Below are 15,746 nucleotides of genomic sequence, written 5' to 3'. Positions count from 1 at the left end.
AGGTTTCCGTTTTAAGATAAATGGCTGAGTGAGCCGCTCAGCCATGAAAGTACCCTATAAATATTTTTGTAGACTGCTTATTAAATTAATTCTTCATTGATGAATGCTGCTAAAACACTTTGTAACGTACTCGCGTTATCGGCGATAGCCCATGCCCACATTTGCGATAGTGCATTCGACTCTTTTGGCTCTAAACCTATTTTCAAAAAGGTACTGTAGTAAGGGAAGTTTGCAAAAGGCATTGCTGGTTGCTTCAATAACGCCAAAGCCTTTTTTTCCAACGTAGGATCTGAATCCCAATACAAGCCGGACATAGCTTCTGCAAATAGTTTGGCGTCATCTAAATCAGACGTAACAGTATCTAGGCCTTTTTGCCCTGCCAAAATCTGGCTCTTAAGCGCTTCGTCTTGTAAGCTGTTTTGCCAGTCGAGCATTTTCGCGTTTTGCACATATAAGATCTCAACCTTACGCCCTGAACTTACGTTTGCCAGTGTGTTTTCCACCGTAGTTAATGTCATTTGATGAAATGCAGGCTGAGAATTGGCTGTGTTGCTGTTACCCTTGTTTGTCTCATAAAGACCACTCACAAGCTGTGAAAACGGCGTATTTCTCGCGCCATTTTCGCTATTCTCAAATACCTGTAATAAGCTTGTTGCCTTGAAAGCTGGGTGCGTTGGATCTTTTTGACTGTCATTGAATGCGTGATATTCCCCTGACTTGCTATCGAAATCAATTCCAAATAGCGGTGCCGCTTGTCCGCCTGCAATAACTTTTTCTTTTTTCACAAGCGGTGTACTAGTATTGTCAAAGACAAGCAGTTTTAGCGGTGCTTGTTCGGAATCACCAGTATCAGTTTGAGAGAGAATGCCAATAATGCCAGTGTTATCTAATGTACCGCCATCCGTGTAAAGCGTGTTTGGGTAATTTTGGCTATTCACCCCAATTGGCCAATAGTTATTCCTGGGAATAAAATCAGCAATATCGTTGAGCTTATTCTGAGCAATAAAACCTTTAAACTTACTGGAAATGGCCCTTGCCAAATCTGTAGCTGCGTCTTTTTCAATATTATTTTCGAGTTCACCAAGCAAATTCTTTCGGTCTGAATCGGATAGTAGTGGCATGACCTTATCAATTAGCTCGGCCAAGCTCACTGGGTCGTTTACCTTAGCAGAAAAAGCACTCGCTATTGCATTTGCAAAAAATGAGCTTGAAGTGCTCACAATATCCATCAAAGCATAACGCTCAGAAATTGTGACTTTAACAGGTGATTCCGATGCACTGTCTTGTTGCAAGGTAGACGCGTACGCATAGGATTCAACTTGCCCTCCACCGACTAATGCGTCATCAGGCGTTTGCCCCTTCGCACCTGCCGAAATAGCCGTTGCTTGATTTGGTAGTTGCACAATATTGGTTTTATTCCCTTCCACAGAGGCTACAGGGTGCATTATGTTATTGTTCATAATGATAAATGGTCGTTCTGCTCGCAAATAAAAAAAGTTTTCATCGGTGGGCTCGAGTTCTGGAAACGATTGCTGTGCATAACTCTCAGATAAAGAAAATGACTTGGTAGAGGTCCAAGTTTTCTCCCCTTGCGCCCGAAGATTGAATACCGACAATACATGCTGGCCAACAATATCAGTCCACAACCATTGATGGTCTTTAGTCTTATTTTTCGCGATAAATGCACCTGCGGTTACTAGCAAGTTATCAAGCCCCATTCCGGCAGGTACCTTGCCAAAACTGTGTTCTGAGAGCTGATTAATATTAAATTTACCAGTTTGGGCGCTGATAGATAGATTTTCAGGAGCAACATATTCACCCAGTAAATCCTCATCTGAATACTTTTGTGGCAAGAAGGAATATATTGACGAAGCCCACGTACCACCCGATACCGATGAAATATAACGTGCTTTTTGAAGCAAGTTTAAAGTGTTTAGGCCTAGCATCTGTCCCCAAGCACAGGTTAATGCTCGCGAACCTCCCCCGGAAAAACATATGCCTAAATTAGCTTTATTTGAATCAGAATGTTCAAGTGTCGGGTTACTTTTACCGTTCGGATATATCTTAACTTGTTGAACCATGGAGTCGTCCTCAGATCCGTATGAAGTTTGTCAGTGGGTGGTAAGCATATTGCACGAGGTGGGCGTTTCCCATTACGCCACTATTACATAACATCAGATTGATTTTGAGTCTCAATGGTGATCGAGACTCAAAATGATCAAGCTAACTCAACGGGTCCGTGATCATCACAGTGGTCACCATGTTGATGTTGAAGGCGACCATTCACAAGATAATCAACATGATCGCCATGTTGAATTGCTTCATGGCCGCATCCTGGTCCATGAACATGACCATTTCCTGAAACAGCATGATTGCATTCATTTGGGTTAGCGTCGTTAACTTCAATCACGTGCTCATCGCAATGATCGCCATGTGGGTGGTGCAGTTTCCCTTCAACTAAATAGTCGACATGACCGCCATGTCGAATTGCGGTGTGTCCACAGTTTGGGCCGTGAGTATGGTGATCAGCATGTTTGTGGGATTGTGAGCAAGACATGTGTCTATTCCTTCTGTTTATAAAGTCCGATATAAATCTAGCTCAGCCTAGTGTCAATGCAAATTCCATTAGGTCATATATAAAGGAATGATTTGATCAAGGTGGCTATAGAGTTAATCTACTTTCAAAGAAAATAAATATAACTAAATGTTTTTAATAAGCATTCTTCCCGTAGAACGTTTGGAAGATATACAACTTCCTTCCCAGCTTGCTTCAAAACAATAGCAAGAAGCGTCTTAGCGATATGACAGTAGAAATTGACAAATCGGCTTAAAAATCAGATGAGTTTGATAGAATAGCATTTAAAGTTGAAGCGCAATGAAGGTGTATATTTGTATGAAGTACAATAGTGGCACCTACTCCCTATCATGTTAAGTTTAGCGGATCAGCCTCGCTGTTTATCAAAAACACAATCATCTAATCCTTGGGCACCAACAATGTTTCCACATAACAAAGCGCTTGCTTAAAGCGTTTTCATTACGAGATATTAAATTACTAAAGCCATAAAATACAAATAAATTCATATATTACTTCATAATTATTTACTGAGTCATAAATAAATTAGCGTATCTTAAAATATATTATACTGAAATGTCATGCTGAGCTTGTATGTTATTAGTGCACTTATTTCAGTGCTCATAAATAATATATAAGGATATCAAACATGAAAAAAATAGCCCTACTTTCTCTTTTATTAATGACGAGCTTTGTACAAGCGAAAGAAGTAACTTGTTCTGACAAAATTGACAGTATCAGTTTGCAATCTAGTGGTTCTGTTTGGATTTGGCCAGACAGGCATGAAACAATTGAACTTAAGCCAACTCATCCAAAATTTTACGAATTTCTTGGCATCATGTTTTACGCAATGAAGTCCGGAAAGACAGTTGTATATAAGTCTGACAACGGCGAGCGCTACTCAAACAAGTGCCATGATACAGAAACTAGTCTTTACCCGCTTTATGAAATTTTAAGAGTAAACTAAGCAACATTTGATTACACCAATGCACTTGGTTAGCGAGTGCATTTTTTTTCAGACAAATAGATATAAACAATATTCCCTAGTTTAATCCCATAATTTGTTAAATTTCACCTCATCAAAAAATGCAAAATTCAATTCTAGTTGCTCGCGGTATTGTTTTTTATTCACAGCTAAATCTTGTATTTTTATATTGTTTTCTCTGCTGTAGCTTTTCATAACTTCTTCTGCCGGCCCTTCTTTATTTACTATATATCTAGCAAAGTGGTCCATATCCAAGGTGGCTTGCATTTTAGCTGTTGCAGGCAACGTTGAATGTTGTTTTAGGAGAATACTCCGAATCTCCGGATCGAGCGTTGATGGATTGACGCTTACTTGCATTACAACTCTTCCGTAAGCCAATTCTCTAGAATCAAGGGATTGTCTGACATAATCTTCTTTCTCTTTATCAGTCTTCAAACTTTTCCATATTGTATCGACTTGCTGTAAACCCCGCTTAAGATAATTAGACAGGTTCAAACTTCCTTGCGCTATCTTTTTTCGATCGTCTTCATTAATGACGGGATGAGGTTTACTTAATTCTTGTTCAATGTGTTTTAGGGCTTCCAACTTTTCCGCTTCACTATGTGTGTTCTTGTTATAATATTCTTGCCATCTATCCGAGGAATCGGAGATTCTTTTTAAGTATGCAATATTGCTTTTAGCCATAAGGCTTTCTAGGTCATGCTCTTTAATAAATCCATAAATATTATTTACTGTAGATTCGAATTGGTTATTAGTCCGAAATTTAGATTTGGCTTTTTCATGTTTTTTTGTGTGTGCCTTTTGCTTGCCTTTTCCCTCGCTGCCAAGTATTTTGCCTTGCAAGCCAGTTTTTGTGACAAAACCTTTCTGAAACCTTGGCGCTGTGCCAAACCCCACTGAACTTTTTGACTGCTTGATTTCAGAGTTTTGAGCCGAAGTAGTTAATTTATTGTTCTTCATACTTTTAAACATACCCAGAACCCTCTAAGAATTTGTTTTTGAGTTAAAATACATAATCAAAAGGCGTGGCTTTGCTCACAAAGCAATTACGTCATACTCCGTCTGTTGATTTGCACAATGCATATGTTAAAGAACGTATTTGCCATTCTATTGTGAATAAAATTTAGCAAAGTTCAGTACGCAAATTAGGTTGCTAAAATGTTAATTTTATTCTAGTTTAGTATCTGATACTCACAATCGGAGAAACTCTATGAAGGAAATTATTTTAGTTCTATCGCTAAGTTTGAGTGGCTTGGCAATCGCAGATGAACATAAGTCGCATGATAAGCATGAACATAAACATGGATACAACTGCGGTCATGCCGCTGAGTGGCATGGAGACCATTTTGACTATAATCATAGCGGTCATGACCATCACAACCATGCTGGTGAAGTTCATGAAGCGAAAGTAAAAGTGCATGAAAAGCACAAACACGGACATGGATTAGACTGTGGTCACAAACGGCGAATTGAGCAAGGCCGAGTTGAATACAATCATGATGGTCACTGGCACCATCAACATGGTGAACATTTTCACGAAAATCATGGTTAGGGTTAAATAACTAAATAAGATAAGCTGCCCTTCCCTTATAAGAGGCGATGTGAGGGTAGCAACAAAACCCAATCTTGTTTATTTCCTTGATTGGGTTTTTACTAACTCTATTTTAAAAACCGCGCCCAATCCCTGCAATAAAACAACAAAAAGAATAATTTAACATAATTAAAATCTAATAATGTTTTGATATTCAACCTGAAAAATATTTGCACTAATCTTTCTGATTATGAGAATGTATGTATAGATAATTACGGGATTTTAAATCTTATAATTCTCATAAATAGAACATTTACTTATCTAGAGCTTTATTGATGATTTTATGGTCGACTTTGTCATTGAATTGTTCTATCAATTTAAGTAACTTGGGTGCTATTTGATTTTGACAAAATGGTTTGCTCGGGTCACTGTAATAGTAATTTTGGTATTGCTCAGGAGATAATTTGAGTTCGTTTAGCAGTAGCGGTTGTGTAATTATCGCTTTACCAAAATCGCCTTGTAAACGAGCTATAATAGATTTTGTTGCCTCAATTTGTGCAATACTTTCACAATACACCGCACTACGATATTTACCCCGACGACTATGGTTTGATGTAGCGCTGTGGGTCTTCAAGTGAATTTCAATCAGATCATCTAACTTAATTAATTGGGTATCAAACTGCAGTAAAACTCCCTCAGAAAACCATTCCTGATCATCGAAGCTATTCAACCAACCCTGCTGTACGTTTTTCACACCAATCAATGAACTAAATATAGCTTCTGTACACCAATAACAACTCCCGCCTAGACCTACTTTTTCCAGCACTGTTGTACACCACTTCTCAAGTTGCAAACTGAATAAACTTTATCATAGCTCTAAATTTTTAAGATTTATTGAGAAAGGATAATTTATTTGTTTTCAACCTTATTTCTTGACTAAATATGATGCACGAAACAACAAATTCTATATAATTGGACGTTTTTTGTGGAGCCTAAAATTTGCAAACCCAGGTCAAATTTACAATATTTGGTGTATTCGCCGTGCTGCTATGGAGCGCCGTATTACATATCGTACGTATTGTTAGCGAAGACTTTGGACCAATTGGAGGGGCCGCACTTGTGTATTCATATGCAGCGCTCTTTCTCGTCGCGTTTTCGGGCCTACCAAAAATCAAAAACTATCCTAAACGTTATATACTTATCGGCGGCACACTGTTTGTTTGCTACGAACTCTGTTTATCCCTTTCTCTAGGCTTTGCCAATTCAAGAACTCAGTCCGCCCAAGTGCTAATCGTAAACTACTTATGGCCACTTTTTACCATAATCGGCACCCTGCTAAGTAAACAAGCTAATGCCAAACCGATGTTACTTGTTCCTGGCAGCCTTTTGGCTTTCATCGGTGTATGTTTGGTCGTATCTGGTGATTTAAGTTACTTGTTCAATGGTGTGTTAGCAAACGTCGTTAGCAACCCTCTAGCTTTCTTTCTTGCATTTAGCGGCGCTATCATTTGGGCTATATATTGTAATTTAACAAAATCGATGGCCAACGGTGAAAATGCAATCAGCCTGTTTTTTATATTTACCGCTTGCACATTGTGGCTTAAATGGTATTTACTCGATGCGGGTTTTGCGTCCGGTTTTTCATTTAGTAGTGTATTTTTATTAGCGCTAGCGGGCGGAGGAATGGCCTTGGGTTATGGACTATGGAATAAGGCCATTATCGGTGGGAATATGATTTTACTCGCTGCAATTTCTTACTTTACTCCTGTTTTCTCAGGTGTGTTTGCTGCCTTGATTTTAGGTGTCAATTTGCAGCAAGGGTTTTGGCTTGGGGTCATCTCAGTTACAATTGGCTCGCTTTTGTGTTGGCAGTCGACACGCCTTAAAGATCAACAACCTAATTCGGTACAATCAGTGCTAGACAATACTGAATAAATATACATATAATTTGCTACAAACATGCCGATTGGATCAACAATATATGACGCCGCTAGTCGATACATTAAGACAACTTAGGTATCTCATTGCACATTTGGATGACGATACATTACATAGCGAATACCCTGCTATGTCTGAGTTTTTAAATAGCAACCGACTTGGTGATCAGATATGTTTAGACGAACTGAAGTTTTTATATCAATTTCTTTATGTGTATGGCCGAAAGTCTGAAGCAACTTTCAATCGCTTTAGGAACGAAATCGAACGTTTCCATCTTTGGAGTTGGTTAGTCCAAGAAAAATCCGTCTTTGAGCTTAAACGAGAAGACATTGAGGCATACGTAGACTTTGTTGTTGAACCGGATAAAGCATGGCTCGCAGATTCGGTGCAGTGGCGTTTTAAAAATCATCAGGGCACAAGGCAAGTTAACCCCAATTGGAGACCATTTGTTCACAAGGAAAACGGTGTTAGCCAACAAACACTTGCTTCTATGTTCACAGCCCTAAACGTCTTTTACAAGTTTGCGATATTAGAGGAGAAATCCTTTGCAAACTTTGTCCCGGTAGTTAAAAAGAATTGCCCTTATTTGGTTGTACAATCACAAATAAAGTTACCAGATACACTGAGTGATCTTCAGTGGGAATATGTATTTGGCGTAACGAAAGATCTTTGTGAGGAAAACCCAAAGCTGGAAAGAAATCTATTTACCCTAGCATGCTTAAAAGGGTTATACCTGAGGATTTCTGAGCTTTCAGAGCGACCTCAGTGGTCTCCTGTAATGAGTCATTTTTGGCAAGATCAGGATGGTTTCTGGTTTTTAAGAATTATGGGTAAGGGTAATAAACTACGTGATGTCACTCTTAGTGATGATTTTGTTGAGTATTTGAAACGTTATCGTCAATCCCGCGGCTTAACTGCTCTGCCCCGTGTCGATGAACCTCACCCTATCATTCACAAATTGAGAGGCCAAGGAGGCATGAATGTACGTCAACTAAGACGCATTGTTCAAGAAAGCTTTGATTTGGCGATTGATAAACTAAAACAAGATGGCTTTAGCGAAGAGTCTGAAAATTTGGAAGCTGCAACCAGCCATTGGTTAAGGCATACTGGCGCAACCCACGATGCGCAGACTCGACCGTTAAAGCATTTGTCAGAAGATTTAGGTCACTCAAAAATTGCAACAACCGACCAAATCTATATTCAAACCAATATTAAAGAGCGCGCAAAATCAGGTGTTAAAAGAAAGCTCTAGCTGGTACTAGTAATCTGGAGCCTAACATTTATGAAGTAGGTTAGGCCCAACTAAACTTAGATTATCCACTACCCCACTAAATATAATTTATAACGGCATCAACTGCTATTGTGTTTGAACGTTTTTTAAGGAAAAAGCCCATTAGAAGAGCGTCATACAGCAGCAAAGAAGCCCTTCTTTCGGTAGAAAATATATAAAACACACAACAAAAGCTGAATACTGTTAACCCAAACTCATGTATGATGTGTTCTTTATAATGTATATTAAAGGGCCATTTAGGCCCCTTATAAATTTTCAGTTATCTTTTGAATCTTACCACAAGTTCATGCATATCATTAGCTACGCGGGTAAGTTCCTCACTGATCTCTTGGCTTTCTAATGAACTAGTAACACTAGAGTTAGCCAATGAAGCTATATTCACCACCTGCTTGTTAATGTCTTCTGAAACGGTGGCCTGCTCCTCAACCGCGGCAGCTATTTGCATACTGTTTACGCTCATAGTTTCGATCAAAGAATAAATATGCTCTATTTTTTGTGTCGAAGCGTTTAGTTTTTCAATACCAAGTTGGGATTCTGTTTCACCACGTTGAGCAATCACTTCTGATTCTTGAGTGCTTTGCGTCAATTCATCAATAATGGCGTGGATCTCTTTCGTCGACTCCTGTGTGCGCTGCGCTAAATGTCTTACTTCATCAGCTACAACGGCAAACCCTCGACCTTGCTCGCCAGCTCTTGCTGCTTCAATCGCTGCGTTTAAGGCTAATAAATTAGTTTGCTCTGCGATCTGTTCAATAATTTGCGCAGCGTCTGCGATTTTACTCGTTTGCCTTGCAACTCCCAAAACAGAATCTTTAATATCGATAACAGTTGAGCCCAGGCTCTCAATTGATGCCTTGGTTTCCTCTGAACTCTTTGCACCTTCTTTAGCCAGCTCAAGAGCGTCAGTAGCGTCAGCAGATGTCGACTGTACATTTTGAGAAACTTCATGAATAGTGGCAGCCATTTCGTTCATGGCTGTAGCAACAAGTTCCGTTTCTTGCTGTTGTTGAGTTAACTGTTCCGTGGTCGAACGACTCTTGTCTGCCGTTTGCCCGGCACCGAATGTGACTTGTTTAGAAGCATGTTCAATTCGCGTGATCACAGTATCTAAATGAGCGTGCTCACTTAGTAACTTCACGTGCAGTTCGGCCATTTTACCCTGCCATGGAGAATAAACCTGTTTGGACACGTCATCACAAAAACTATGTTTTAAGATTTGGTTAATTCGCTCTAACTGCTCATGATCTCGATATCGATTGTAGCCAAAAATAGCGACACTATTGAACATTAACCAAGCAAACGCAGAAGTCTCAGCGCCAAATGCGTACAAGCCTAAAGCACTTGCAAAAGCAGCGATTGGCCAGATGGTTCTGAGCTTTGGCAATTTAAAATTACTTTTACCACCACTTTGGATAGAACCATAAAGAGCCTCAGCTCGCGCAATGTTTTCTCGACTAGGACAAGTTCGAACAGACTCATAGCCAATCACTTGACCATTTTCGGTCATCGGGGTTACATAGGCATCTACCCAATAAAAATCACCGTTCTTACAACGGTTTTTCACCATGCCCATCCAAGGCTTGCCCGCCTTAAGTTGGGTCCACATAGTTTTAAAAGCAAGCTCAGGCATATCAGGATGCCTAACTAAATTGTGCGGCTGTCCTATTAGTTCTTCTTTTGAATAACCGCTTATATTCTCGAAGTGCTCATTACAGTCAGTAATTATTCCTTTCAAATCAGTGACTGAAATGAGTTTATCTTCTGGTGCAAATCGTTGTTCACGATTTGTAACTGGTTGATTAACCCGCATTTAACTAAAACTCTCTGCAAATTACATTAAAACTCGACGCTGGATAGTGGAACATACGACTTCTATCGCGTTTAAGCAACTTATTTTCATCATATCGCTACAATTTTAAGACGTATAAGCATGATATAAGTTAAAAATATGCAAGTTAGATCTAAATATCGATTTTGTACGTATACTCTTTACTGTAAAATATTGCCCGTATAAAAATGCCATCAAGGAGCGCTAAGTGTCCAGATTTTCAGCAATTACTGATAACCCCCATGAAAATCGATTTAACAACAAAGTCGGTGTATTAGTTACCAACTTAGGCAGCCCTGATGCCGCTACAACAAAAGCACTTAGAGTGTATTTACGAGAGTTTCTATCTGATCCCCGCATTGTAGAGATCCCTAGATTCGTTTGGATGTTGATCCTGCACGGGATAATTTTAAGGGTCAGACCAAGCAAGTCTGCAGAAGCTTATCAAAGCATTTGGACCGAACAAGGGTCGCCTTTGATTGACATAACTAAAAGACAGTGTCAAAAACTGCGAGAGTATCTAGCTGAACATAATCATGATGATGTAGAAGTCGTCATGGCCATGCGCTATGGCAATCCTTCCATTGAAGCTGGTCTAGAAGCGTTACGCGAACAAGGGATCACTAAAATCGTCGTACTTCCTTTGTACCCTCAATACTCGAGCGCAACAACAGGCTCTACGTATGATGCTATCTCACGTGTGCTAACTAAGTGGCGCTGGGTACCTGAATTGCATTTTATAAATGGTTATCACCGCAATGCAAAGTATATCGAGGCATTAAGTAACTCTGTACAGGAGTATCTTGATAACAACCCAACACCAGAAAAAATCTTATTTTCATACCATGGAACTCCAAAGAAGTTTTTAACAGATGGCGACCCATATCACTGCTTTTGCCATGCCACCACCAATGCAGTGGTGTCAAAACTAGGGCTAGACAGTGATAAGGTCATGACGACATTTCAAAGCCGCTTTGGGCGAGCTGAATGGCTAAAACCGTATACTGACTTTACTTTGAAAGAGCTAGCACAAGCGGGCACAAAGCATATTGCGATTTTAAGTCCAGCATTTAGCGCAGACTGTTTAGAAACGCTCGAAGAGCTTGAGGAAGAAAACCGCGAATATTTCGTTGAAGCTGGCGGTGAACAATATGATTACATCCCTGCGCTAAATGATAGAGATGACCATATAGTTGCTTTCTACGATATTTTGAAGTCTCACCTTTGATACAAAAAAAGCCACCTTCTAGGTGGCTTTTTCCTAACTATACTCTGCCTTCCTTCACCGCAGATAATTCATATTCAGCTTTGTTTTGACTGTTGAACTCTTCAAGCAATTGAATACAAGCTCCTACAGGCCTAGCTGGACTGTAGTAGTATCCTTGGATGTGGTCACAACCGAGATCATTTAATACGTTTAGCTGGGTCTCTGACTCGACACCTTCCGCAATCACTTTTATGCCAAGCTGTTTTGCCATTTCAACTAAGCATGAAATCATTATTTGCTTACTTTTATCTTGCAGCAAGCTGTCGACAAAAGACTTGTCTATTTTTAAGTAATCAACTTGGTTTTCTATCAAGTGACTTAATGAAGAATAACCGGTACAGAAATCATCCAGTGCAATTTTGACACCTTTCCCCCTTAAATCCCTCAACAGTTGCCATGTGTAGTGGTTTGTCGCCATAGACTCTGTTACTTCAACGGTGATGCTGCTATATGGAATATCGTATTTTTCAATCGCTTCTGAGATCAGGTCAAATTGGTTGTTACTGACCTTAAACTCATTGACTGATCTGTTTACAGAAATACTGATATCAGTATACCCGACTGATTGCACCTTTTTTAAATCCATACAAGCACGTTCTAATACAAACTGGCCAATCTGTTGTATTAAGCCAAACTCTTCAGCGATGGGAATAAAAGCACCAGGGGATATCATGCCCTGCTCTTCATCAAACCAGCGCACCAACGCTTCAAACTTAACAATTCTACCACTCGATTGATCGACGATTGGCTGATAATAGACGCTTAGCAACTCATATTTGATGGCATGCCTTAGTTTGTCCCGCAGTGCGATTTTGTTGAGATACGCATTTTGAATTGCTTGATTGTGTAGCGCAACCGACCCTCTGTTAGTCTTTTTAGCACTTTCCAATGCATGCGCTGCGTTACGGATAAATTTAGCCGCAGTAACTCGTGACTGGCAATCCAGCTGGGCAACTCCCACACTGGCCGTCAGCTCAATTGTGAGTTCATTAAATACATAGGGCTGTTTAAGTTTATCGCATAGTTTTGAGGCAATATCATGAGCACTTTGTTGGTTTGTTGCATCTAATAAAATTGCAAACTCATCCCCACCGTAGCGCGAAATGGTATCGGCCCTTCTCAGCCCATTTTTAAGCCGCTTTGCGACCGATATAAGTACTTTATCGCCTATTTCAGGGCCATAAATGTCATTGACTTCTTTAAAATGATCGAGGCCGATAAATAGTAATGAACAAGGCTGTAGTGTGCTTCGAGATTGAGAGATTCTGGTTTCCAAAATATCCATAAAACATCGACGGTTAATAAGGGCGGTCAATGGTTCATGGTTGGCGTAAAAAGTCAGCTGCGCTTCATTTCTTTTCCAATCCGTGATATCGCGAAAAATAGCTACATAGTTGACGATATCGCCTTCTTCATCTCTTACTATATTAAGAGTCAACTCTTCAGGGAAGATTTGACCGTTCTTTCTTCGGTTGTAAATTTCGCCTTTCCAAGTGCCTTCTTTACATAGCTTTGTCCACATTTTGTCGTAAAATTCAGCACTGTGTTTTCCCGAAGAAAGCACTGACGGGTTTCTGCCAAGTAGTTCAGTATCTGAGTAGCCAGTCAACCGTTCAAATGCTCTATTCACCATCACAACTCGATTTTTATGATCGGTTATCATGATGGCCTCAGTAGCATGTTCAAATACAACATTGGTGAGCTCTAATTGCTTGTTCAACGCATAGATATACGAAATATCTTGCACAGACGCACAGAAAATACGTTCATCCTCTTGCTCATCAGAGCGCTCAACATGCCCGATTACTCGAAATAGTCCTTTAAATTGGCTTCTGTCACTGTGAGAGACGTTTATATCGATGTGATTTATTTGCCCATTGCGGATTTTTTGCATTAAAACACGAAGTGATTTCTGGTCTTTCTCTTTTAAGCTGTCGCAAAATAGTTCAAACCCAATGTCCTGATCAGGCAGGTTTATCAAGGTTTGCATTTCTTGGCTAAAACTATGTATGTTTCTGCTGATATTCCAAGACCAAGAGCTTAACCTTGCAATGCGCTCGCCTTTGGCCAGCTGCTTAACGAGAATTTCCTGTGCGCTTAGCTCTAAATTGTGATTCAGCTCTGCGCCCACCAGCAAACTTAGTTCTCTAAACCAATGTTTATCGTCACTAGATATCTCTATTTTTTCGTCGAAAAGACACACCATAATACCGATTGGAGTGTGATCTAACGCGCGCAAAGTCACGCCTAGGTAACCATCTATATCGAATATCTTTAATATTTCGTCTTCAGCATACATCTGTTGTAAATTACAACTAATAGAACAAACACTTTGGCTGTCTTTAGCGTCTTTACAAGGCGTCCCTTCTAAATCATATATGATGTAATTGGACTTTTCTCCATTGACCGAGTAAGCCACTGTTTTTACTCGCGTATCTGAGTCAATGAATTTACCTATTAAACAATGAGCAGGCTGAAACTTCTCGTAAATCAAGTTTAATGCCAATTCGTAACGAGCTTCGCTGCTTGGCAAATTATAAAAAGTACTGAATGATAGCGTCATCGTTTAACAATCTTGTAATAATTATAGTTATTAATATGAACCGGAATGAATTCAACTAGCAATGATAATTAATCACCATTTAAGAATATGAAGATAGATCAATAAAATATCAATAACAAGAATCAGAAATATATAATCAACAATATCTCAACACTTTTATTCCAGCTCTACCACTTATAGATACAGACAATATTATGTCTGAAATAAAAATGCCATTTAAAAAAACAAAAAAGCCGTCTTATAAAGACGGCTTTTTGTAACTAAAAGTCTAATTTATTCAATAATTGGCTGAACATCTAACCCATAACCAAAGCTAACTGCAAGGACCAAAACAATTGATGCCGCTAATAATAGCTTACCAATCAGAGGTAAACAGAATCTAAACCAATGGGTATAAGGCACACCTGCCATCCCTAATATGCCCATTAATACTGCATTAGTTGGGATAATCATATTAGAGAAACCATCACCAAACTGGTACGCCAATACTGCTACCTGTCGTGGCACACCAACCAAGTCCCCAACCGGAACCATTAATGGCATAGTCACGTATGCTTGGCCAGAGCCTGATGGAATAAAGGTATTTAGGAATGTTTGGATCACTAACATGCCTACAGCAGAAATCTCTGCAGCAACATGAGATAATGGTGAAGAAAGGCTATATACCAATGTATGCAGAATCTGCCCGTCTTCTAAAATCAGTGCAATACCACGCGCTACACCGATTAATACAGCTGTTGTTACTAGTTCTGAAACACCATCAATAAAACGCTCAGCCGTTTCATCTGCTGATAGTTTGCCGATAATTGCGATTACAACACCCCAAGCAACAAACAAACCGCCTAGCTCATATAAATACCAACCTTTTGTAGCAATACCCCAAACCGCAATACACAGCGTGACGATAAAGCTAAACAAAACAGTTTGATGGCGCTTATTCAACTTTGGATAGTTAGGTTTTGCCTGCCCTTCAAGTGGACACGGCACACCAATCATCATGGACTGACTAGGGTCATTTGAGACTTTTTTAGCATAGCTCCAAACATGATGGAAACCGATCAGCACGAAGGGCACAAATATTGCCAACCTAAGTTCAATACCTGAGTAAACTGGAATATCAGCTATTTGTTGTGCAATTAACACCGTAAATGGGTTGAATGCAGATACACCGTAACCAATACCGTAGCCTGCTACGATCATACCAACTGCCGTCATGGCATCCAGTTTCATCGCTTTACAAAGGGCAACTAATATCAGTACAAATGGGATATATTCGCCAGCCGTGCCTATCGTGCTAGACGCTAAAGCAAAACAGAACACAACCATAAAGATCAAGCGCTGTGGCTTAGTGCCGTGTTTTTCAAGTAGACGACCGATCAACGCATCAACTGTACCTGTTGCACGAGCGATACTCAGTACACCACCTACAATTAATACGAAGAAAATAACATCTTGGGCTTGAGCGAACGCTTTAGGAATGGCAGTGAGGAGATCCCACGGAGTAAGAAACTCTTTTTGCTCAACAAGTTGATATGTACCCGCGACCACCATTTGTCTGCCGCTTTCGGTAACGCTAGTCTCAAAAAAGCCCTGAGGCACCACCCATGTGGCTAACAAGGCCACCACCATCATGCCGAGCAACAGCACGAGTGTGTGTGGTACTTTCAAAGTTTGTCCCATTTACTGCTCCAAATCAATAATATTATAATTTGGCGCGCATATTACCCACATTTAAGACAAAGATCATTGTCTAAGCTAAAAGTTTGTAAAC

At 39.8% G+C, this 15,746-nt stretch carries 12 protein-coding genes; 5 read left to right on the top strand and 7 right to left on the bottom strand.

Annotated elements, in window-relative coordinates; genetic code table 11:
• Positions 1-80 precede the first annotated feature (80 nt).
• Together MHN81_RS19050 and MHN81_RS19045 are read right to left on the bottom strand one after the other, a co-directional pair.
• Positions 81-2,081, bottom strand: coding sequence for a hypothetical protein (locus MHN81_RS19050; RefSeq protein ID WP_023398773.1), 2,001 nt, complete (start codon positions 2,079-2,081; stop codon positions 81-83).
• A 137-nt stretch (positions 2,082-2,218) separates the two neighbouring features.
• Entirely contained in the window at positions 2,219-2,557 is a 339-nt protein-coding gene (locus MHN81_RS19045) for a hypothetical protein (RefSeq protein WP_023398774.1), read from the bottom strand.
• A gap of 664 nt (positions 2,558-3,221) precedes the next feature.
• On the opposite strand from MHN81_RS19045, the gene MHN81_RS19040 reads away from it, so the two are divergent.
• The gene (locus MHN81_RS19040; RefSeq protein ID WP_023398775.1) at positions 3,222-3,539 is read left to right on the top strand and encodes a hypothetical protein; all 318 of its coding nucleotides are present in this window, start codon (positions 3,222-3,224) and stop codon (positions 3,537-3,539) included.
• An 81-nt stretch (positions 3,540-3,620) separates the two neighbouring features.
• Here MHN81_RS19040 and MHN81_RS19035 read toward each other — a convergent pair whose 3' ends face one another.
• Positions 3,621-4,529, bottom strand: coding sequence for a hypothetical protein (locus MHN81_RS19035; protein WP_239426429.1), 909 nt, complete (start codon positions 4,527-4,529; stop codon positions 3,621-3,623).
• Between the two features lie 238 nt (positions 4,530-4,767).
• Here MHN81_RS19035 and MHN81_RS19030 point away from each other — a divergent pair, with 238 nt between their 5' ends.
• A complete protein-coding gene (locus MHN81_RS19030) occupies positions 4,768-5,109 on the top strand; it encodes a hypothetical protein (RefSeq protein ID WP_023398777.1) in 342 nt (113 codons plus the stop codon).
• A 292-nt stretch (positions 5,110-5,401) separates the two neighbouring features.
• Here the strand turns inward: MHN81_RS19030 and MHN81_RS19025 are convergent, their stop codons facing one another.
• Positions 5,402-5,914: a peptide-methionine (S)-S-oxide reductase gene (locus MHN81_RS19025; RefSeq protein ID WP_239426428.1), complete on the bottom strand. Its 513-nt coding sequence runs from the start codon at positions 5,912-5,914 to the stop codon at positions 5,402-5,404.
• Positions 5,915-6,087: 173 nt separating this feature from the next.
• Between MHN81_RS19025 and yddG the strand changes: the two genes are divergently transcribed.
• Positions 6,088-7,023, top strand: a complete 936-nt coding sequence (gene yddG / locus MHN81_RS19020) for an aromatic amino acid DMT transporter YddG (protein ID WP_239426427.1) — start codon at positions 6,088-6,090, stop codon at positions 7,021-7,023.
• Between the two features lie 46 nt (positions 7,024-7,069).
• Entirely contained in the window at positions 7,070-8,278 is a 1,209-nt protein-coding gene (locus MHN81_RS19015; RefSeq protein ID WP_023398780.1) for a tyrosine-type recombinase/integrase, read from the top strand.
• Positions 8,279-8,576: 298 nt separating this feature from the next.
• Here MHN81_RS19015 and MHN81_RS19010 read toward each other — a convergent pair whose 3' ends face one another.
• On the bottom strand, positions 8,577-10,127 hold the full coding sequence (locus MHN81_RS19010) for a PAS domain-containing methyl-accepting chemotaxis protein (RefSeq protein ID WP_239426426.1): 1,551 nt from the start codon (positions 10,125-10,127) through the stop codon (positions 8,577-8,579).
• A gap of 226 nt (positions 10,128-10,353) precedes the next feature.
• Here MHN81_RS19010 and hemH point away from each other — a divergent pair, with 226 nt between their 5' ends.
• Positions 10,354-11,373, top strand: a complete 1,020-nt coding sequence (hemH, locus tag MHN81_RS19005) for a ferrochelatase (protein WP_239426425.1) — start codon at positions 10,354-10,356, stop codon at positions 11,371-11,373.
• A gap of 37 nt (positions 11,374-11,410) precedes the next feature.
• Here the strand turns inward: hemH and MHN81_RS19000 are convergent, their stop codons facing one another.
• Entirely contained in the window at positions 11,411-13,975 is a 2,565-nt protein-coding gene (locus MHN81_RS19000; RefSeq protein ID WP_023398783.1) for a GGDEF domain-containing phosphodiesterase, read from the bottom strand.
• Between the two features lie 273 nt (positions 13,976-14,248).
• Entirely contained in the window at positions 14,249-15,655 is a 1,407-nt protein-coding gene (locus tag MHN81_RS18995) for a TIGR00366 family protein (protein WP_023398784.1), read from the bottom strand.
• Between the last annotated feature and the right edge of the window lie 91 nt (positions 15,656-15,746).

It is taken from the genome of Pseudoalteromonas sp. Of7M-16 (assembly GCF_022347805.1).
Taxonomy (GTDB): Bacteria; Pseudomonadota; Gammaproteobacteria; order Enterobacterales; family Alteromonadaceae; genus Pseudoalteromonas; species Pseudoalteromonas luteoviolacea_F.
Note: the sequence above shows the minus strand (reverse complement) of the source record. Positions and strands in the feature narration are given on the sequence as shown.